The 21,833-nt window shown below is 33.1% G+C and carries 15 protein-coding genes, 1 tRNA gene and 1 pseudogene; 7 read left to right on the forward strand and 10 right to left on the reverse strand.

Going from position 1 to position 21,833, the window contains the following annotated elements; translation table 11 throughout:
- The first annotated feature begins 133 nt into the window (after nucleotides 1-133).
- The 5 genes from AADI82_RS05125 (at nucleotide 134) to AADI82_RS05145 (ending at nucleotide 3,570) form a co-directional block, all read left to right on the forward strand.
- Nucleotides 134-478, forward strand: coding sequence for a PadR family transcriptional regulator (locus AADI82_RS05125; RefSeq protein WP_341215380.1), 345 nt, complete (start codon nucleotides 134-136; stop codon nucleotides 476-478).
- A complete protein-coding gene (locus AADI82_RS05130; protein WP_341215381.1) occupies nucleotides 451-1,173 on the forward strand; it encodes a permease prefix domain 1-containing protein in 723 nt (240 codons plus the stop codon). The genes AADI82_RS05125 and AADI82_RS05130 overlap by 28 nt, the downstream gene beginning before the upstream one ends.
- Nucleotides 1,174-1,477: 304 nt before the next feature.
- Nucleotides 1,478-2,425 (forward strand): methionyl-tRNA formyltransferase, encoded by a 948-nt coding sequence (gene fmt, locus AADI82_RS05135; protein ID WP_341215382.1) that lies wholly within the window; start codon nucleotides 1,478-1,480, stop codon nucleotides 2,423-2,425.
- Nucleotides 2,426-2,613: 188 nt separating this feature from the next.
- Nucleotides 2,614-2,886 (forward strand): HU family DNA-binding protein, encoded by a 273-nt coding sequence (locus tag AADI82_RS05140; protein ID WP_034040429.1) that lies wholly within the window; start codon nucleotides 2,614-2,616, stop codon nucleotides 2,884-2,886.
- Between the two features lie 123 nt (nucleotides 2,887-3,009).
- Entirely contained in the window at nucleotides 3,010-3,570 is a 561-nt protein-coding gene (locus tag AADI82_RS05145) for a YqgE/AlgH family protein (RefSeq protein ID WP_341215383.1), read from the forward strand.
- 41 nt (nucleotides 3,571-3,611) lie between these two features.
- On the opposite strand, the gene AADI82_RS05150 is transcribed toward AADI82_RS05145, so the two are convergent.
- Nucleotides 3,612-4,463: an aminotransferase class IV gene (locus AADI82_RS05150; RefSeq protein WP_341215384.1), complete on the reverse strand. Its 852-nt coding sequence runs from the start codon at nucleotides 4,461-4,463 to the stop codon at nucleotides 3,612-3,614.
- 64 nt (nucleotides 4,464-4,527) lie between these two features.
- Entirely contained in the window at nucleotides 4,528-4,917 is a 390-nt protein-coding gene (locus AADI82_RS05155; protein ID WP_341215385.1) for an START-like domain-containing protein, read from the reverse strand.
- Between the two features lie 132 nt (nucleotides 4,918-5,049).
- Between AADI82_RS05155 and AADI82_RS05160 the strand changes: the two genes are divergently transcribed.
- Nucleotides 5,050-5,123: transfer RNA gene (locus AADI82_RS05160), tRNA-Met, on the forward strand.
- 106 nt (nucleotides 5,124-5,229) lie between these two features.
- Here the strand turns inward: AADI82_RS05160 and AADI82_RS05165 are convergent.
- The 8 genes and pseudogenes from AADI82_RS05165 to AADI82_RS05200 all read right to left on the reverse strand — a co-directional run.
- A pseudogene (locus AADI82_RS05165) lies at nucleotides 5,230-5,955 on the reverse strand (IS3 family transposase); the annotation flags it as partial.
- A gap of 172 nt (nucleotides 5,956-6,127) precedes the next feature.
- The gene (locus AADI82_RS05170; protein ID WP_341215386.1) at nucleotides 6,128-8,485 is read right to left on the reverse strand and encodes a sulfatase-like hydrolase/transferase; all 2,358 of its coding nucleotides are present in this window, start codon (nucleotides 8,483-8,485) and stop codon (nucleotides 6,128-6,130) included.
- A 79-nt stretch (nucleotides 8,486-8,564) separates the two neighbouring features.
- Nucleotides 8,565-12,239, reverse strand: a complete 3,675-nt coding sequence (locus AADI82_RS05175) for a LamG-like jellyroll fold domain-containing protein (RefSeq protein WP_341215387.1) — start codon at nucleotides 12,237-12,239, stop codon at nucleotides 8,565-8,567.
- A 106-nt stretch (nucleotides 12,240-12,345) separates the two neighbouring features.
- Nucleotides 12,346-13,317, reverse strand: a complete 972-nt coding sequence (locus AADI82_RS05180) for a LamG-like jellyroll fold domain-containing protein (protein ID WP_341215388.1) — start codon at nucleotides 13,315-13,317, stop codon at nucleotides 12,346-12,348.
- A 141-nt stretch (nucleotides 13,318-13,458) separates the two neighbouring features.
- Nucleotides 13,459-14,442, reverse strand: a complete 984-nt coding sequence (locus AADI82_RS05185) for a LamG-like jellyroll fold domain-containing protein (RefSeq protein WP_341215389.1) — start codon at nucleotides 14,440-14,442, stop codon at nucleotides 13,459-13,461.
- Nucleotides 14,443-14,490: 48 nt separating this feature from the next.
- Nucleotides 14,491-16,293 (reverse strand): RagB/SusD family nutrient uptake outer membrane protein, encoded by a 1,803-nt coding sequence (locus AADI82_RS05190; RefSeq protein WP_341215390.1) that lies wholly within the window; start codon nucleotides 16,291-16,293, stop codon nucleotides 14,491-14,493.
- 16 nt (nucleotides 16,294-16,309) lie between these two features.
- Nucleotides 16,310-19,795: a TonB-dependent receptor gene (locus tag AADI82_RS05195; RefSeq protein WP_341215391.1), complete on the reverse strand. Its 3,486-nt coding sequence runs from the start codon at nucleotides 19,793-19,795 to the stop codon at nucleotides 16,310-16,312.
- 110 nt (nucleotides 19,796-19,905) lie between these two features.
- A complete protein-coding gene (locus tag AADI82_RS05200) occupies nucleotides 19,906-21,072 on the reverse strand; it encodes a FecR domain-containing protein (RefSeq protein WP_341215392.1) in 1,167 nt (388 codons plus the stop codon).
- 113 nt (nucleotides 21,073-21,185) lie between these two features.
- Here AADI82_RS05200 and AADI82_RS05205 point away from each other — a divergent pair, with 113 nt between their 5' ends.
- A complete protein-coding gene (locus tag AADI82_RS05205; RefSeq protein WP_341215393.1) occupies nucleotides 21,186-21,794 on the forward strand; it encodes an RNA polymerase sigma-70 factor in 609 nt (202 codons plus the stop codon).
- The last annotated feature ends 39 nt before the right edge of the window (nucleotides 21,795-21,833 follow it).

The raw sequence follows: 21,833 nt of genomic DNA on the forward strand, positions 1-21,833 counted from the left end.
AGTAACACGGTTATAAAACATATTAGCAGACAGTTTATATCCGAAAATCATTGTAACCAATACGAAAAAAACTTAGGATTTTATTTTTATACATCGAACTTCTATGTATATTTGTTTTTTATAAGAATATTATATGGAAAAACTATCTAAAGAATTAATCGGAGCTTCTACCATACCTATTATTTTATCAATACTTTCAAAAAACGAATCTTATGGTTATGAAATAATCCAAAGCGTAAAAGAAATATCTAATGGAAAAATAGAATATGGAGATGGAACTTTATATCCAGTTTTACACAAATTAGAAAAAAAAGATCTCATTGAATCTTACTGGAAAATTGGAGAATCTGGGAAAAAGAGAAAATACTATAAAATAAGTACTAAAGGAAAAAAAGAACTTATATCAGAAAAAGAAAACTGGACAATTATCAATCAAATTATATCAAAATTATGGAAAATAGAACCAACTTTAACCTAAAGGAGAGTATAGAGATCTGGAAATCTGAATTGTCGAAAAAATCTAATATGACGACAGATAATATTGAAGAATTGGAAAGTCATTTATTAGATTTAATCAACGATTTAAAATCTAAAGGATTAGACAAAGAAGAATCATTTCTTATTGCAAGAAAAAGAATTGGAAAAATCGATGACATCTGTTTAGAATTTGATAAAGTAAATAATCATTTTTCTTTTATCAATAAGGCAATTCCTTATTTAAAAGGTGCTTTGATTTATATAGCATTTATTGCGTTAAGTAAATTACTCTTACTATATACCTTGATTTTAACTCAAAAATTAAGTCTTAATAGTACAATGTTTAAAGTGATATCTGCAATTCTATTAGTATCTATTTCGATTTCTTTCTTTTCAGTTTTATATTATCATTTAAAAAGAGGGAACTCATTTTTAAATAAGTTAAATAATATTAAAATATTAGTTTTATTAATTGTTTTATCTTCAATAATTACAGTTAGGTCAGATATGAGTGGAGCAGTTAAAGTAATGTCTGGATTAAATTTAGCAACAGAAAACGATTACTTTCAAGGTTTTTTTATAATGGAAAACAACTTTTTAATATATAAAATATTGAGTGTGTTAATATTGTTGACAACATCATTAATCTTCTATTGGAAAGACGAAAAATATGATAAAATAAAATATACGAAGTAAAGTACTGGCTACAACATTGTATAAAAATAATGAGTAGTTTAGTGCTTTATCAATGAGTCGTGCATTTTTGTTACATCTGATTTTCCTTCGGAAAATCATTGCACAAAAAACCGCACTATTCTTATACATAACCGTTAAACGAACCTCTCCAAAAATAAAATATTCTAATTTAAAAACAGAAGTTAGCAAACACACGCGTTAGGGATAGTAATGGAAATCCTTTTTGTGAGGCACGAGCAAAAAGATTGTAATGGATAGCCCGACCCGCAGGGGAACGCACAAATTTTAAATAATAAAGAAATAAATGAAAAAATTAAGAATTGTTTTTATGGGCACACCAGATTTTGCGGTGGCTACATTAAAGGCTTTAGTTGAAAACAACTATAATATTGTTGGCGTTATAACAGCACCAGATAAACCTGCAGGTCGTGGACGTAAATTAAATGAAAGTGCGGTAAAGCAATATGCCAAATCTGTTGGATTAAACATTTTGCAACCTACCAATTTAAAAAACGAAGATTTTATAGATGCATTAAAAACATTAAAAGCTAATCTTCAAATAGTCGTAGCTTTTAGAATGTTACCAAAAGTAGTTTGGCAAATGCCAGAATATGGTACGTTTAACTTACATGCTTCCTTGTTACCAAATTACCGTGGTGCAGCGCCAATTAATTGGGCTATTATTAATGGTGAAACAGAAACTGGGGTTTCAACATTTTTTATTGACGAAAAAATTGATACGGGCGAAATGATTCTTCAAGAAGAAATTGATATTGATGAAGATGAAAATGCTGGGAGTTTACATGATAAATTGATGAGTATTGGTAGCGGTCTAGTTTTAAACACCGTTGCTTTAATTGAAAAAGGTAATGTAAAAACGGTACCTCAAGTTGATTCCAGCCATATTAAAACAGCGCATAAGTTAAATAAAGACAATTGTAAAATTAATTGGAATAACTCCATGGATAACATCTATAACTTAATTAGAGGTTTAAGTCCGTATCCAGCAGCTTGGTGTACTTTAATAAATGGTGAAGACGAGTTAGATATAAAAATTTATGCTGCAGAAAAAGAAATAATGACTCATACTTTAAAAACAGGAACTATTATTTCTAATAAAAAAGAATTAAAAGTTGCAGTTACAAATGGTTACATAATTATACAAGAAATTAAGCTTCCTGGAAAGCGAGCAATGGATGTAAAATCGCTTTTAAATGGGTATGCTTTTCACGCCAATGCCAAAATGCTCTAAACCCTTATTCTCACTCATATTTTAAAAACATCGATAAAACGCATGATCTTTATTAACAAAAGCATTAAGTTATCAACAATAGAAGGTATTTCCCTTGCTATTACTTGCGTGGTTGTATAATCCGTATAAATTTGTAGAGGATTTAACAAAAATGTTTAACCAATTTATTAATAATTAAATTTTATATTATGAACAAAACAGATTTAATCGACGCAATGGCAGAACACGCAGGAATTACTAAAGCTGCTGCAAAAAAAGCTTTAGAATGCGCAATTATTGAAATTGAAGGAGCTTTACAAAAAGGTAACAGAGTTTCTTTAGTAGGATTCGGATCTTGGTCAGTTTCTAAAAGAGCTGCAAGAGAAGGAAGAAATCCTCAAACAGGAGCAACTATCAAAATCAAAGCTAAAAACGTAGTAAAGTTTAAAGCTGGATCAGATTTATCAAGTGCAGTAAACTAATATTTACTCCTAATTATATTCTTTAAGTGCCTTCATAAATGAAGGCATTTTTTGTTGATTATACCCAAACAGTTGCATTTTTAATAAATAAATATTAGATTTAGTTACTAATTCCTCAAAAAAATGATTTCAACTAAACCGAAAAAAGGTAACTTGTTAATCGCAGAACCTGCCATAATAGGTGATGTTTCTTTTAACCGTTCTATAGTTTTATTGGCAGATCATTCGCATGAAGGTTCAATAGGTTTTATACTAAATAAACCTCTAGAGTATACCATTAGTGATTTAGTACCCGAAGTTGAGGCAGAATTTAAAGTTTACAATGGTGGCCCTGTTGAGCAAGATAACCTATATTTTATTCATAAGGTACCGGATTTAATACCTGAAAGTATTGAAATTTCTTTAGGCATTTATTGGGGAGGCGATTTTAATAAAGTAGCAGAACTTATAGCAAATGGCTCAATAAAAGAAAGCGATATTCGTTTTTTTCTTGGATATTCTGGTTGGGAAACCAATCAGTTGGATGAAGAGTTAAAAGCAAACTCGTGGGTTGTTACTAGTAATATTTACAAAGAATATATTATTGAGAAAAATTACGAATCGTTTTGGAAAGAAAAAATGCTTGAGTTTGGTGGCGAATACAGTATTTGGTCCAATGCCCCGGAAAACCCGAATTACAATTGATACTAAATTTCCAAAAAAAAACCAGTACAGGCTACAAAGGTTTAATTCGTGCTACCTAATCTTATTTTTACATTCAATTTTTGCAATAGCATTTTAGAGACTTCGTTTTTAAATGTTTTCTTTCTGTATTTTGCTACGGGCTGAATACCCACGATAACATTTGTTATAAAAATTTCGTCGGCTTTTTGAAGCTCGAACGGCGATATGGAGGCTTCAATCAACTCATATTCAGTAATTGTTTTTATAATATCAATAAGTTGCTTTCTCATGATGCCTTTTAAACAACCATCAGCCATTGGAGGTGTTTTTATCACGTTATCCTTTACCACAAAAACATTTCCGTTTAATGCTTCAATAACGTGCTTATTGGTGTTTAAAAGCAAACAATTATGTAAGTTGTTTTCTTTGGCATAAATACTTCCAACCACATTAAGGGCTTTGTTATTTGTTTTTAAAGTAGATAATAATGTAGGCGACACATAATAATCTTTAAACAAATCGACTTCGTAAAAGTCTTCTTTAAGAAGATAAAAGTCTTCTTGAATAGCTTGAGTAATTATAATAAAATCAACTGTATTGGTGTCTGGTAAATACAAGCCTCCTTCGTTTCTTTGCACCATTAATTTAACACGGGCTGATGCTTGTTGTAATTTATTTGCCTCTAATGTTTTTTGAATTTGTTCTTCAAGAAATTCCATGGTAAAATTCATTGGGATTTCCATGCGCATAATACGCATCGATGCCATTAACCTAAAATAATGGTCTTCCCAAAAAAGTAATTTTCCATAAGATGTTTTAATAGTTTCAAAAAGGGCGTCGCCATAATTAAAACCTCTACTATATATAGATAATTTAGAATCTGATTCTAAAATTTGTTCGTTAAAATTTATCATAAAAAACCCCACTTTCATTTGAATTAAAAGTGGGACAAATATAATTGATTTATGTCTTATTTAATTAAGCAGAACCTAATACTTGCTTTAAACTAGAAATTTGATTTTCCCAAAGCATTTTAGACTCGTCAACTTCATCATCTTCAGCAAAATCGGTTATCATTAAGGATACATCTTTAGTAATTTCATCTACTTGAATTCTAATTTCGAAATACGAAGTTGTATCATCTTCATCATTAAGCCATCTAAATTTAACGCGTTCTCCGCTTTTTTTACTTAATAATTTTGCTTGCTCTTCACTGTCATCCCAAATAAAAGTAAATAACTCACCTCGAGAGTTTACATTATCTGAAAACCACTCTGACAAACCTGATGGTGTAGAGATATATTGATACAATAATTGCGGTGATGCGTGTATTGGAAATTCAATTTCAAATTTAATTTTATCGTCCATAAGTGCTGTAAAATTTATGATGCTCAATATATACATTAATTGATAAGTTTTACAGTAATTTTTAATAATATTTTACACGATTAAAAGTTTGTTGACAACAATATTGTTTTTATATTTGCAGCCTTAAATTATGGCGAGGTAGCTCAGTTGGTTAGAGCGTCGGATTCATAACCCGGAGGTCGGGGGATCGTGCCCCCCTCTCGCTACAAGGTAAACAAAGAAAAACCCAAGATATTGATTCTTGGGTTTTTTGATTATATACAACAAATAGCTTGGACTTGTAACAAAAAAGTGGACAATTAATTGCAAGATTTAAGCTGCTACGTTTTGGTTATACATTTCTGTTTCAAATTCGTTAATAGTTTTATACCCTAAAGTTGAGTGTATCCTCCTTTTATTGTACCAAGTTTCAATCCAAGAAAAGATTGATAATTCTGCTTGAGACCTATAATTATATTTATTTTTATATACCCATTCAGTTTTAAGCTTTTAAAGAGTAATTCAGCAATAGTATTATCCTAACAATTGCCCTTTCTACTCATGCTTTGTATAACTAAACCTTCATGACTTTTGATGATATCGGTAAAAGCATCACTGGCATATTGAGATCCTCTATCAGAGTGAAAGATTAGTTCCTGCGCAATCACAGTAGATTTAGCAGCCATATCTCAAGCAGCAATAATGATGTCTTATGTTATTAAATTATCACCCATAGACCATCCAACTATTTTTCGATTGTACAAATCAATAATAACAGTTAAATACATCCAAGCCTTGTTCGGTTTCTATATAGGCAATATCTGATAACTATATTTGATTTAATACTTAAAAATTTCGATTTAAGATATTTGGAGCAATTGGATAGTTATGGCTACTGTCGGTAGTTGTCTTAAACATACGATTTCTTCTAACAAATAACCCATTGGTCTTTATCAGTCTAGCTACACTAGTTCTAGAGACATAATGTCCTAGATTTTCTAATGCCTTTTTTATTCTTAGTGCTCCGTAGCTATCAAAACTATCCTTAAAAACTTTTATAAATCTAAATTTTACTTGTCGCTCTTGGAAATGCAAAGCATTCAAGAATACCTTAATTGAAAATAATAAACAATGACCTAAAAGATGCTCACCACCTTTTTTAATATCTCATGTTCTTCTGAAATATCTTTTAATGTCCTTTACAATGGCATACTTACCACTCTTCAATAGATTATTTTTTCACTACTTTTTTCACTATACTTTTATTATTATCAAATGTAACCTTTAAAAAATATATACCAGATTTTAAATTATTAGTTGGAATATCAATAACATCTTTATCCTTATTTAATAAAGCAACAGTATTGTAATCTAAAACCTGTTTTCCTAAAGCTGAAAACATACTTACTTTATAATTTATTGTAATTGGTCTTTGAATTTTAATTTTTAATATATCGTCAACTGGGTTAATAAAAAAACTTACATTATAGTTAAATAGCAACTCTTTTGCCTCTAAAGTGCTGTCTATATAAAACATATTGTCGGGTATATCAGTTTTTGCCATGCCAGGTCCCGATAATTTTAATGTCATATTTGGGGTAGCTTGTTTACTTTGTTGATAAAAAATTCTAATAGGATGAAAACCAGATTTTAAATATATCGTTTCAGACAGTTCATTGCTTGTGTAGTTAAAATCATTATCGATAAGGTGAATATCATGAAGCATGATATGACTATTAGATTCTGACTGGTTATAAAATGTATACAGACCATCTGAAGGAATTTTAATATAACCTTTATAGTATAGCCCTATTTCCGATGAATTTCCTTCTAAAACTAAATCTAACCCAGAAACGACACTGTTATCTGTTGGTAACAAATACTCAAAATTGGGAACCCAATTATAATTTCCTGAATACCTCTTTTTTATTAAACCACTGATTAAGCCAGATACTTCAACCGAAGGTATAAACTCACTATCATAAGGGCGTGATGCGGAACTTTCTCTTTTTCTTACCTGCAATACCTTATCACGCATTTTTTGTTCCAATTCAGGCATAGTACTTGCCAAATTAGTGCTTTCTCTTTCGTCTAAAACAACATCATATATTTCGAAAGGGGTATTATGGCTCGTAATATTGTATCGAACTCCTTTATAATTCCCCATTCTAATTACCTGCATTTGTCTTCTTACCCTATTACGTTTTGAAGGCTCAAAATCTGAGTAACTTTTAGTATTTCCATTAAAATAGTATTCATGGTAAGTGTAGCCTTTATCAATTTGATTATTATTGTCCTGCTTTAAAGAAGGAAATACAGAAACTCCATCTGTATAAGCTGGAATAGGCACATTAGCCAAATCAGCAAAAGTTGCTAACCAATCCCAATGACCAGAAGGGAAAGTAACTACTGAATTGGAAGGAATCGTGTTTGGAAATCGACAAATGGTTGGTACCTTTACTCCAGCTTCCCACAAATCACGTTTAGTTCCATTCATGTTGCCATAAGATTGAAATGATTGTGGATTTTGGGTGAATGTTCCTCCGCTACCATTTTCATGGTGCGGTCCATTATCTGATGTAAAAACAATTAAAGTGTTATCATCAATATTCAAATCTTTTAATAACTGTATAAGATCTCCTACCGCATCATCAATCCTTCTAATCATGGTGGCATGTCTTTTTTCGGTTTCATTCCAACTTAAACCATCATAATCTGAATGAATGTATGAATCTCTTGTTCCAGAAGCTGTATTAACCCATGGTGTTACTGCATTATTAGCTCCAGTCCATTGAAGTCCTCCAGACAAACCACCTCCTGCAGGATAAGCTTGTGTTGGTACTTGCAAAGTTGCATGGGGCGCATCATAAGCCAAGTAAAGGAAAAAAGGTTGTTCTGGTCTAGTGTTTTCATGGGTAACAATCCAATCCTTAGATTTTGCAGTGAATACATCTGTAGAGTATGTTAAACCGGTATTTTCCATTATCATGGAATAACCATCTACAAAATATGCTCTTTGGGCAGTCGTTCCATCCTGTGGATAATGTTGATGTCCCTGGATATGGTATAAATATCCATAAAACTGATCAAACCCTCGTTTTAACGGGTGCGCAGGTAAGGTAGCTGGATCTGGTTCTGATGACCCCCGACCACCAGCAAGTCCTGCCTTACCAACATGCATGGTTCTGTAACCAGACAGTGAAAGCAATTGCGCCATATTAAGCCCATTATTTAAGGGTTTATCAAACTGATTGTTCCTGATATTGGTATGCCCTTGATGCAATCCGGCCAACAGAGATGCTCTAGATGGAGCACATACAGGAGCTGCTGCATAATGATGTGTTAACATAGCCCCTTCGTTAGCCATAGCATCCAATCTAGGGGTTGTCATTTTTTTTGCTGAAATGCGTTGATTTTGCCAAAAATCACCTAAATCGCCATAACCTAAATCATCAACATTTATTAAAATAATATTAGGTCCATTGTTAGATATTGGGCTATCTGAATAATCCTTATTACCATTTTGCGCATTTAATCCTAGAATTAAAACATATAGTATAACAAAAATTGATAATTCTTTATAGTTCATATTAACCTCTACGTTTTTATAAAAACCTTAGCTTAAAAAACAAATTACATTGCTAACTCATTTTCAAACTAAAATTAATTTATTTTTTTATAACCTTAGCTCTATATTTAGTGCCATTTTCATCTTTCATTTGTATTAGATACATCCCAGTAGGTAACAAACTTAAATTGAAAGTATGTGAACGGAAAGCATTTTTAATAACACCTTTTTTCACTATCTGCCCTTGAATAGAGTACACTTCATAGTCTAGCTTACTTCTTGATGGAACAGCTATGTCTACGTAACCTTCTGTTGGAACCGGAAACGCCTTTAGGTTTTTCACTTTCACATCATTTATACCTAACGATTGTCTATTCATTATTTTAACGATCTGTTCTTTAGTAAGATGACAAGGATATACACGTAAATCGTCTATCTGTCCTACAAAAGGAAATACTGGATTAGACAACCCGCCTTGAGATCCAATTAGCACATTGGCCGCAATTGTATTTATAATAGTTGTGCTCGAACTTGTAGCTTCTACTTCACCATTTAGATACAAAATATTGTCTCCTAAATTCCCGCCATCAGGCATGGTAACAGCAACATGAACCCAAGTATTTACAGGTAAAATGGTTGTGCCATGAAATCCACCACCATTAATTTCTATTCTTAGCTTACTTTCGTTATTAAGCTTAAGGGTATATCTTTGGCTATTACTAGCAACACCCATATTAAAAATGCCATGATGTAATCCATCATTTGCAGGTATTTTAATCCAAGCTGTAACGGTTCTTGCTGCATCTCCTTCAATACCTGTCCATTCATTTGTTATTAAAGTGTTTGTTCCATCAAAATTATAGGCTTGCCCTAGATTTCCCGTGACATAGGCAACACTACCAGTATTACCAGTATAACTGTCAAGTGCTAAGTTAGCACCAGATCCCTGCAAACCTGAATTTTCTATATTACCGTCAAATTGATAGCTTACTTGTTCCTCTGGAGCATTACAATCTACTGTTGGTATACACCCTGTAACTTCAAACATATTATTTATTGTCTTAGAATATAGCTGTCCATTTTTTGTTACATTTAGGGTTACATTGTATAGTCCTGGTGCTCCTGGTACAACTATTGGGTTACGGGCGTTAGGATTATTTATACTTAAAGGTGTTGGTGTTACTATCCATTCCCAAGAGGTTATCCCATTATGGTTCATAATGGAATGGTCATCTAAGTGCACCTCCTCTGAACAATCATTAAATACTGGTTTGTCAACCCATGGTGTAATATATGGAGGTGTAAAGTCTTGCTCAACCAAAGGTGACTCCCACACACCATTGTTTCCAGCTACACGTATCTTACCGTCTCTATAAAATGGTTGGGCATAAATAAGTTTCATGTTAGTTGGGTAATCGCTAACATTACTATGAGCATCCCAATCTGCCATACCATCCTTTCTGTAAAAAACTTCACCAATTGAACTAGAAAAAGAGTTATTTGCCGAAATAAACACATAAACCAAATCCTGACCTGTACTTGTTGGCTGTATGGCTAAAACCTTGGTGTACTTTGATGTTGATATTGTACCGGACCAATCGTTCCATGTGTTTCCTCCATCGGTTGTTTTCAATATCTTACCTGGGATAGATGCTGTTTTTTGTGTACATAGGTATACTGTATTTTCATCGTAGGGAGAGATAACAAAATGTAGTCTTCCATACCACCCAGATGTTGCGCCTGCGCTTAATAACCCTGCCGATTTACTAACCCAAGTGCCTCCTCCATCTTCTGTTTTATATAAGCCAAACCCATCTACATCCACATACATAACATCTGGGTTTTTATGGCTTATTTCCATAAACCTAACTGTGCTTCCGAAACTATTTAACAGGTTCCAGCTGGCTCCCATATCATTACTTTTCCATATCCCATTTCCTTCTCCCACAAACAAAACCGAATGGTAATTAGGGTGTTCTAAAAGGTTACTACGCCTTTGCCCATTGGTTACCTTATTGGGTAATTTTGTAAACGAGTATTTTCCGTTGGCTACTACTTCGCTTATAGTAGCAGGTATTGATGTTGTTTTATCTTTATTTATATCATTAAAAGCGGCCTGTCTTTCTCTACCATGCACTATCCAACCTGTGGCTGACTCTGCACCTCCTAGCCTTAAAGCTTTATTATTATATGTGTCTGAAAGTGCTGTATTCCCGTTATGATATCTTCCACCTACAATTACATCATCATTCCAATCCTGATCAAATCCCCACATATCTGACCCTTGTAATCCTTGTACACTTGGAGTAAAATTCGAAATATTTGTAAAATAATCAGTCGAATAGTTCATACCGCCATCGGTTGATACCCAAATCTTCCCATTACCTAACGCTTTAATATCTTGTATATCTGGATGTATTGCAAAGCTTCCTCCATAACCACCAATTTTGGTATAATTGATCCCGCCATCGGTTGACTTAAAAAAGGATGTTGTGCCCCAAAAAATTATGTTTTCATTATCTGGAGCTACTTCTAGCACAAAATCATAAAAACCTTGCCCATTTGACATTTCTCCACCTTGCAGGCCAGAATTACCATCTCTAATATATCCTTGTTTTAAGAGCGTCCATGTGAAAATCCCGGAATTGTTTGTGCCTTTATATATTAAAGGGAAATTAGTTCCTGCATTGCTGTCTTTAGAAAGCATGGACAGATACACAATATTAGGGTTATCAGGTGTTACCGCTAAAAGCCCTCCATTGGATTCTTCTAAATTATTAGGAAAGTTTGGATCTGGATTAAAAGTTGCACCACCATCTGTTGAAACAACAAATACAAAATCGCCTGCACTTACTGAAATACCATAAATTACTGATGAATTATCTGGCTTTATGGCAATATCCCATGTTTCATTAGTATGTGTAGCAGCCCAATTGGCTCCAGCATCATTGCTTACAAAAACACCAATGTTTGATGCTGCAAAAATCTTGGTAGGATTGTTTTGATCTATAACTAATTTTGATACTGAAATAAAAGCTGATGCACTCCAATTAACACCGCCGTCTATCGTTTTATGAATCCTGCCATTGGCAGCAGCATATACAATATTCTCATTAGTAGGGTCTATAGCAATAGCTGTTATTCCACCACCAAATTTATAATCTGGAGCACACAATTCCCAAGTTAAACCATTATCGATACTTTTATTTATAAAACCTGTTTCTGTACCACAATATAAAATATTATTATTTGTTGTAGCAACATCTAATGAATATACGTTAACCTGCCAAGGTGCAGTTGTACCTGCATTTGAATTAGATCCCTCATTTCGATAAAGCGTTTCTTTTGGACCCCAAAACGTCCAGTTAGAATTATCTACCAAAACTGATTTTTGTGACTTACTCGACTTTTGTAGTACGGTTTTATCGTCTTCAAACAACTTCTTGAAATCTGGAATCTTGATAGTACCGTCAAACAATACAAAAGGTTCTACCTCACGTTTCCAAATTTTAAAGTAACGAATTATGTCATTTTTAACATTAGGGTTTTGCACTAAATAAAGTTCAAACTTATTAACTATCGTGTAGTAGTTTACTGGATATTGATAAAGCATTTTTCCCCAGTCTGGATAATCATCTCTATAACTTGGTTTCTCCAAACTGTTTATAGAAGGAATATTATCATAAGGTGTATATTTTTTTATCTGGCTATTTAAAGAACCGTACCATAGTACCATTATAAATAACAATACAATACTCAAATTAATCTTTTTCATAATAAATAATATTAAAATAATTTTAATGGTCCTTCTTCTGGGATACCATACTTAAAAAAAAACCGATATAAAAATATTTATACCGGCTTTAATATGTCTTTCTAAACTATCTTTTAACCACTTTAAGCGTAGCTACTTTATTCCCACCACTTACTTTAACTATATATACCCCAGTAGCTAAACTAGCCATATCTACTTGATTTCCATAAGAGCGTACTACTGTCTTACCCAACATATTATGTACCGTAACACTTAATTTTTCTGAAACTGTAGTTTTTAGGTTTAAAACATCGATTACTGATGTTGGGTATGCTTTTAGTTCGTTAGCTTTGAAAGCCACATTTTTAGCCCCCAAAGTATTGCCGTTCATTACACTTGTTATTTCATTTGAAGTCAATGCACTGGCATAAACCCTAATATCATCTAAAAGACCTGTATAATGCTCTGCCCCAGATCTATGTCCAACTTGAAATGTAGCTGCTATTGTGTTTGGTGTTGCTGTGGAGCCGTTTGTATTGGCAACTGCTACACCATCAACATAAAATTGAACAGCTGTTAAATTTCCTCCAGGGTAAACAATAGCCAAGTGATGCCAATTATTATCTCCAAGTGCAAGCGCAGTTCCATTATTGTCCTCTGTATGTGAATTTGTTCCCCCACCATTTATTTCAGCTCTTAAAGTTCCGTTTAATAATTTCATCGTAAACCTATTAGTTGAAGTATTGGGTCCCATAGAGATTATAGTTTTTTGTGAATCTTCGGTACCTTTAATCCAGGCACATAGTGTTCTTGGATTTGATCCTGAAATATAGAAATCTATATCGGAGGTTATTTGTGTTCCAGATGCATTGTCGGTGGCATCATAGGCTTGCCCAAATCCTGTGTTACCTGTAACATAAACTCCTGCCCCAGCATCGGCTCTTGTAAATACAGGAACCATCGATTCTGTAGATGCAGCAGTTAAATTATTTTCGAATTTCATATGCAAAAAAGCACTTGAATCTACAGTTTGAGAATAAAGGGTCATTGCAGTGAACAAGACAACTGCTGTAATTGAAAAAGTAATTTTTAGTTTCATAATTTAGTATTTATTAGTTAATTATATGCTCCTATATATTTAATTATCATGCTAAAGGCATACAAAAGTATTTGTACTCTTAAATTCAAGTACCTTTAGCATAATAACTGTTGTTTTTATGTTTAAACAACCTTATGGTTGTTAGTTCCCTTCAAAGATGGATTTAATCTTTTCTGGCGTATATGCTACATCATCAATAATAACATTGTCCATTTCCCCTACAAAATTAAAACTTGCGTTTTGCCTATAAGTTCCTATTTCAACGTTAAGGCTTCCATCTGTATTTATAATTGTGGGATTTGAAGTGGTATCTAAAACACCATCGACATATAATCTTATTGTAGTTTCATCCCATGTTACTGCAACATGATGCCAGTTATTATCGTTTACTGGAATAGTACCATTAAGTCCGCCACCTTGCCACTCAATTCTCAATACCCCGTTAGGTTGCTCTTTAAAAGAGTATCGAGTCCCAGTACCACTTGCACCCCAACTAACTAGCCCAAAACCAGCACCTCCAATAGTTACACCCGGATCTGCTTTTAACCATAAAGCAATAGTCCTAGGTGTAGATCCTGTAATACCTTTAAACCCATCTATATGTAAAGGGTTTGTTCCATCGAACACATACGAGCCACTATTATCGAAGCTAGTGCCATATAGTTCTGTACCTGTACTTATAGGATCTAATGATGCATTAATAAATGCCGATCCTTCGTTTGTTAGATTGTTTTCAAAATTTAACAGTACATCCTCAGGTATAGCTAAAACAGAAATTTCAATGTAGTTTTCGTAAACAATTTGAGTGCTTCCGTAAGCATTTGTTGCTGTTAAGGTTACAGAGAAAACACCTTCATTTTCATAAACAACTGAAGGGTTTTGTTGGTTACTTGTATTAGGTGTAGCACCAGGCATATCCCATTGCCACGATGTAGGAGTATTTGTTGAATTATCATTAAAGGTAACTTGTACACCGGGAGCAATATAAGTTCCTGGGTCTGTAGTAAAAGTTATTGAAGGGACTTTTTGATTGGAAGGTGAAGAAAAGCTATCCGAATCACAGCTATAAAAAACCGAAATTAATATAGCAAATAATATATAGATATATTTATTAGATGTTTTCATTTTATATGTTTTTATTTTCAAAAAATTACAATTAAACCTATAATGTTCTTAATCTTCCCAACCAGGGTTTTGATCAAGTTGCGGATTTAACACACGTTCTTCAGAAGGTATAGGGTATAAATAATAATGCATTGGTACACCTGGAGGCTCTCCTATATGAGCTATATAACCCTCTGACGCTCCATTCTTTATAGGCAAATTACCTCCATGCTCTGAATTAAACACATAACGCCCTAATTTTTCTTCAGCACCATAGACATGTAATTTTTTCCAACGTCTTAAATCATTAAATCTAAAATTCTCCATCATTAACTCAACTGCACGTTCCCGCCTTATTTCCCATAAAACTGGAGCAACATCTGTATCTCTTGTTGGATCGTTAAAAACATTGCCTACATTTAAATGTGCTACTTGCCCTCTGTCTCTTAGTTTATTAATGGTTATATCTGCTATTTCTTGGGTGAACTGTCCCAATTCAAATTTTGCCTCTGCATAATTTAATAAAATCTCTCCCATTCTGAAGATAGGAGAATTGGTTAAATCGTTATGCTGTGAGCCACGGTTAAAATTATTATAATATTTGGTACAACGGTAACCAGTGGAAGTTACACTAAAAGGTTGTCCATTATCGTCGCGTCTAAAATGAGGTTCTTCAATAATAATAAAAGTATTCCAGTTTTCTGTTGGCAATACTTTATGATCTTTGTCAGACAAAGAAGCCATTAAATCTATATACTCACGATCAGCAGGGTTAGAAGTAAACTCCCATTCAAACGATTTAAGTGGGTCTTGCCCTGGTACATTTGTGTTAACTTTAAATGGAGGAGTTGTTGTAAAATAAAGTCTACGATCTCGATTTCTAAACTCATCATAGGGATTTGAATCACCATCAAACAAAGGACTTGTCCATCTTGTTTGCCCGTCAATACACAAGTACTGATCTACAGCTTTTTTAGTCATATCCCAATAGCCTGCAGAGTTTTTTAAAAAACTGGACACACGATGTACCGTTTGGTCCAAAGCATAACTTTTATGCAAAAGAATTCCATTTACCCCTGCTAAAGATTGGGAATTAAAAACCTCATCATAACTAGGGTGCAAGTTTGGATGTGAAGCAATCAATTTTGCACTGGCGTCTGCTGATGCTTGTAAAAATTCTTCTCCTCCAGAAATACCATGATATTTGCGCCAAGTGCCTTCAAACAAACCAAATCTTGATATAAACGCACGTACCACATCTGTATTGACAGTATTAATACCATTTCCATTAGACCTTATATTATCTTCTGCAAATTCTAAATCGTTTAAAATATTTTGAGCAACAACTTCTCTAGATGTTCTTGGACCTTTTAAAATATCTTCATCATTTTCTGTAAGCAACTTATCTACATAAATTATTGCCCCGTATTTAGAAAGTAATTCAAAATGTTGCATAGCACGGAAAAAATAACCAACACTTGTCCAATGTGCTTTTTGCGCTTCGGTTAGTTCACTACTATCAATATTATTTAACATCAAGTTTACGCGCCTAATTCTACTATACGGGGTATTCCAATCACTAGAAGAAGCCGGTATGGTTATATTTTGCCACAGCCAAGAATTTCCGTTACCAACATTTATGTTCTTGTTACTCATTAGGTCACCAGCAAACTCTGAACCAAAGCCCCCAGTACTATATTTTGGAAACCACTCATAAAATCCCCATGCATAAGTTTCAAAGTTAGAATCGGTAGTAAATATGGTCTCTTCTACAAAACTATCTTCTGGTAACTGATTTAATATTTCCTCATCACAGCAAACTGCAACAAAAAATAACAAAGCACCAATTAATATATTTGATATTCTTTTCATTTGATCTTTTTTTAAATTAAAAACTTAAATTAATTCCGAAATTATAGCTCCTTAAAAATGGATATGAAGCCCCACCTCCTTTATTTTGAAGTTCGGTATTTACACCTTTAGGTAAGTTATCAAAAGTAAATAGGTTCTCACCAGAGATAAACAACCTTAGTTTGTCGATTTTTATCTTTTCAAGAACATTATTTGGCAAACTGTAACCTAAAGCTATGTTTTTAATTCTTAGATAAGAGCCATCTAACAGATACTTGGTTTGGGTACGTCTGGATTTACCATAATTTCCGTTTTCATAAATTCGTGGAAAATAAGCATTAGTATTATCTGGTGTCCAGTAATCCAACTGGTGCTTAAATATTGTATTAAACTGCCCTTGGAAAGGGAATATAACTCCAGAATTTTGCCACACTTCTCTTTTACCAACACCATTCAGTACAAATGATAAGTCAAAATTTTTATAAGAAGCCCCTCCTATTATTCCAAACTGAAAACGTCTTGAACTATTTCCTATTATTTTTCTATCACCTGGGCCTGTATTAGGTACCATTTCACCATTTTCATCTAATTCAGTTATCAATGTATTGTTTCCCGAATTGATTATACCATCTCCATTTAAATCTTTATATTTAATATCTCCTGGATTTACTTGCACTCCTTGAATAGAAACAACTCCCTCTTTAAGTGTTCCATTTTCTAAGGTAGCACTTAAAGTCCCTGGCTCAAAATCATCAACGGTATAATAGCCGTCGGTAGCATAGCCCCAAATTTCACCTATTTTTCTTCCAACATAAAAATCATTTAAGAGAAATCCTGGATTGTCAAATTTTGTTATTTTAGTTTGGTTATCCCATAAATTAAACCCTATATTATATGAAAAATCACCTACGTTTTGCCTCCATTTCATTTCAAATTCCCAGCCTCTTGTTTGTAAATCGGCAGCATTCTCGGTAGGTGCATTTGTGCCTAAAACTGCTGGCAATTGAGCTCCAGACCTAATCATGTCTAATGTATTTCTTTCAAAAAAATCAAAAGATGCGGTTAACTTATTATTAAAAAGAGCTAGGTCTATACCAATTCCTTTTGACTGCACAGTTTCCCATGTAAAACCTTGACTAACCAAATTTGGTGAACCAACAGAAACATATCGTACACCTGAATCTTCATTTAACCAATCTACCCTATACGGATCCATCAATGGCAAATAAGGATAAAGTCCATTTGTATTTTGATTTCCAATCTCTCCAATAGTTGCTCTTAGTTTTAGTTGACTTAAAAAATTTATATTATTCATAAATTTTTCATTACTCACTACCCATCCAGCTGAAAGTGATGGAAACCACCCAAATCGGTTTCCTTCACGGAATCTTGAGGAACCATCATATCTGCCACTTAGTTTTAATAAATACTTTTCTTTATAGTTATAAGTTATTCTTCCAAAGTATCCTAAAACAGCCCAATTAGAAAAGCTGTCTCCTCCTGTTATTTCTCCTGTTGCACCAGATATTGATGGCAAACCCGTACTTATTAAATTCGTTCTACGTATGTTAAAGCCTTCAGCATCGTACACTTCTCTATTAAGTCCAACAGTAGCACCAAAATTATGTTTGCCAATTTTCTTATCATAATTAGCAAACACATTTATAGAATTTCTAATCGATTTAAAATTATTTTTACTATAAGCTGTTAATAATGGATCTCCTTCAAAAAAGGCCAAAGAAACAGGGTGGATGTAATCTTGCTGTATATTCGATCCATAATCATCTACGTTTCTTTTTTCGAAAGTATACTCACCTGTTAATTTGAGATCTTTTATGGGATTATATACAAATTTTTGAAAGAATCTAATATTATCTATTAACTGATTATCAGCGGGTTCATAGCGTTCTTGATTTTCTGGGGTTAAATACGGTAGTGATCTTCCATCATTAAAGAAATGCAAACCTTCAAAAGCAAAAGGAACATAGTCTATAGACCTTCCGTAACTACCTCTTGTTCTATTTCTATCTGAATTAGTATATAATACATTGGTGCTCGTTGTTAAGTTTTTAGTCAAATCTGTTTGTAAAAAAGCATTCAATGTAATTTTTTTATAACTATCGTTATCTGTTACCAATATACCATCTTCGTCACTATAACCAGCAGAAACCCGAAACGTTGTTTTTTCTGAACCTCCACTAAAACTAAAATTGTGAAATTGTGACCAGCCAGTATTTCCCATCCATGAACCTATAATATCAGTATCTCTTAAGGGATAATTACGCCCTGTAGCATCAATGGCTATTCCATCTGGATAGGCACTTGGGTTTGTACTGTAATCTTCCAAAAAGCCAAGCCACTCAGGAATTAACTGACCAGTCCAATAAGACTGCTGTCCAAAATCATTCATGGCTTTAACAAACTGATAAGTAGAAGCCTTTTCTACCAGTTCATGAGCAGTATTTACGCTTAAGGTTGAAGAATAATCAAACTTAACTTTTTGCTTTTTAGTGGGTTTTTTAGTGGTAATTAAAACTACTCCAAAAGCAGCTCTAGCACCATAAATAGCACTTGCAGATGCATCTTTAAGCACTGTTATTGTTTCTATATCTTGCGGATTAATATCTGAAAAATTAACAGGAACATTGTCTTGAAGTATTAAAGAGCCACCACCATTAATTGAAGGAAAACCTCTAAGTTGAACTCCTAAACCTTGAGCACCTGGTTGACCAGAATTAGATGTTATTTGAAGCCCAGGTGCCGTTGCCTGTAAAGCAACTCTAACATCTGAAATAGGTCTATTTCCTAATACCTCATTCATCTTTACCGTAGAAACAGCATCTGTTACCGTGGTCTTTTTTTGTGAACCATAGCCAATAACCACTATCTCCTCTAATTCTGCAGCATCCTCAACCAAAGTAACTGTGATAGGCTCATTAGCTGCTATAACTTCTTTAGTCACAAAACCAATGTAAGAGATTACTAGTATAGATTCTTCACTACTAACAGTCAATGAAAATTTACCATCAAAATCGGTCTGAATACCATTGGTAGTACCTTTTTCTAAAATATTAGCTCCAGGCAGGGGTTGACCATTTATACCCATAACTGCCCCCGAGACCTTTATCTGTTGCTTCTTGTTACTTTTTTTGAATGAGCTTTCCTCCTCTATAACAATAGTATTGCCCTTAGAAAGTTCAAATTTAACATTACTACCTGAAAGCGCTTGTTTCAAGAGTTTAGATAACTCTATGACTCCTTTTTTTAATTGCACTTTTGGAGCATCAATAAATAAGCTTTCGGGGTATAAAAACCTATACTTAGTTTGTTTTTTAATAATTCTAAAGACTTGATGAACAGAAACTTCTTTATCTGTATTAATGATTACTTTTTCTTGAGCTAAACCCTCAATTGAATTAAACCCAAAAAAAGTAGTACAGAGTAAAAAGATAAATGTTCTCATAATAAGGATTAGTAACCGCTTTCGGATGAGTGAACGGACATCAATAAATTTAATTTTCATAAATTTGCATAGTGTTAGTTAGTTATACATTAATTAATACGTAATAAAGGGGCGAAGTTTGTGACACCTCGAAATGTTTAACTTCGTACCCTTTTCATTTTGATATTTTCTTATTTTAATATTATCGTTTTTCCAGTTATTTCATAGGCTTCAATTGTTTTAAATCTTTTAATAGTCTCTAATATTTCCTGTATATTTTGATCTTTTTCTAAATTTCCAAAAAACTTAACTTCTTCTAATGATTGGCTATCAAAGATTATGTCAACATCATACCATCTGGACAAAACCTTCATAATATCCTTCAATGGTTTTCTTTCAAAACTAAAGACACCATCTTTCCATGAGGTTTCATTATAAACATCAACATTTTTTATCGAAGTAATTTTAGCTTGAGTATCATAAGTTAATTGTTGATTTGGCACTAAGTTTTGCCTTCCCGCTTCATATTTTACAGCAACCTTTCCTTCAACTAATGTTGTAAAAATGTTAGCCTCGTCTTTATAAGCCTTAATGTTAAACTCTGTACCTAATACTTCTACCTCTTGAGATTTGTTAAGGACTATAAATTTAGCTCCATTATTCTCTGAACTAGGAGTTACATCAAAATAGGCTTCACCATATACCAGCTCTACCTGACGTTTTTCACCTTCAACGAAGTTTACCGGATATTTTAACTGAGATTCAGAGTTTAACCAAACTTTCGTTCCATCTGAGAGCACTAAATAAAACTGCCCCCCTCTTGGAATAGTTAAATAATTATAAACAAGTTCTGCTGTTTTTTGTTTATCCTTTCTATATACTATCTCTTCGCCATTACTATTAACATTCTGCATTTGAAATGACTCCCCTTTTTCTAATGTAACTGTTGAACCATCTTCTAAAGTTAAAGTTGCTTTATCCGTGCCTGGTTCAATAGTATTAGTAGTATTGACTATTATTGGGGTTGTTTCAGTTGATGATTTAAATATGCTATCTCTTAAGAAAAATCCCATTCCAAAAATTATTGCGGCTGTTGCAGCATATTTGAAGGCTTTAAAAATTTTGTATTGGTAAAATACATTTTTATCCTGTTTAATCTTACCCTTTAAGGCGTTCTTAACTCCTCTACTATCAAATTTGTTCATATTCATATCTAAAGCGTAATTTGTCTCTATATAATGATCAAATAACTGAGTATTATCTTTAGTTTTAAGCCAATTGGCTAATTCATTCAAATCTTCTTCATTAGCACAATTAGTTAAGAATTTAACTATTTTTTTTTCTATTTCTTTATTCATATTTAGACATATGTTTCTTATTTAAAAACGTATGCTTTTTTAAATACCCCACTCCTGTTGATAAAATATTTTTTACCTTTACCATGTCTATAGTAATTCTTTAATCTCTCAAGGTGTTGAAAATCAGCAATTCGAATGACATAGAGTTTTTAAAAAAACTTAAAAAAGGGAATCAAGAGGCTTATAATTATCTTGTTAATGCTTACCATCATGAGCTCTGTGTATATGCTGGAAGCCTTTCACGCGATATATTTTTAGCAGAAGATATAGTTCAGAATGTGTTTTTAAAACTTTGGGAACAGAGAGATAAATTGAATACCAAATTCTCTATTAAGGGCTTTTTGTATCGGTCTGTTTATAATGAGTTCATCGATCAATACCGAAAAAAAATGACATTAACCTCGGTAGAAGAACATTATAATAGAAAATTAAATGCTATTGTAGAAGAAGATAATTCTACTGATATGGCAAATTTAATTGCTTTAGTAAAACAAGAAATTCAAGCTTTGCCCCCGAAATGTAAGGAAATGTTTTTATTGAGTAAGCAAGAAGGTTTAACAAACATAGAAATTGCGCAATATTTAAAAGTCTCTACAAAGGCCGTTGAACGTCAGATGACAAGAGCTTTTTCTACTCTTCGTAAAAAAGTAGGTGAAAAAATGCACACTGTTCTGCTTTTACTATTTAGTAAATGTGGTATTATAGCAAACAACCTCCGTTGAAAACGGAGGCTTTGATTTTCAGATTAGCCCCAAAGGGGC

Source organism: uncultured Wocania sp., assembly GCF_964021735.1.
Taxonomy (GTDB): Bacteria; Bacteroidota; Bacteroidia; order Flavobacteriales; family Flavobacteriaceae; genus Wocania_A.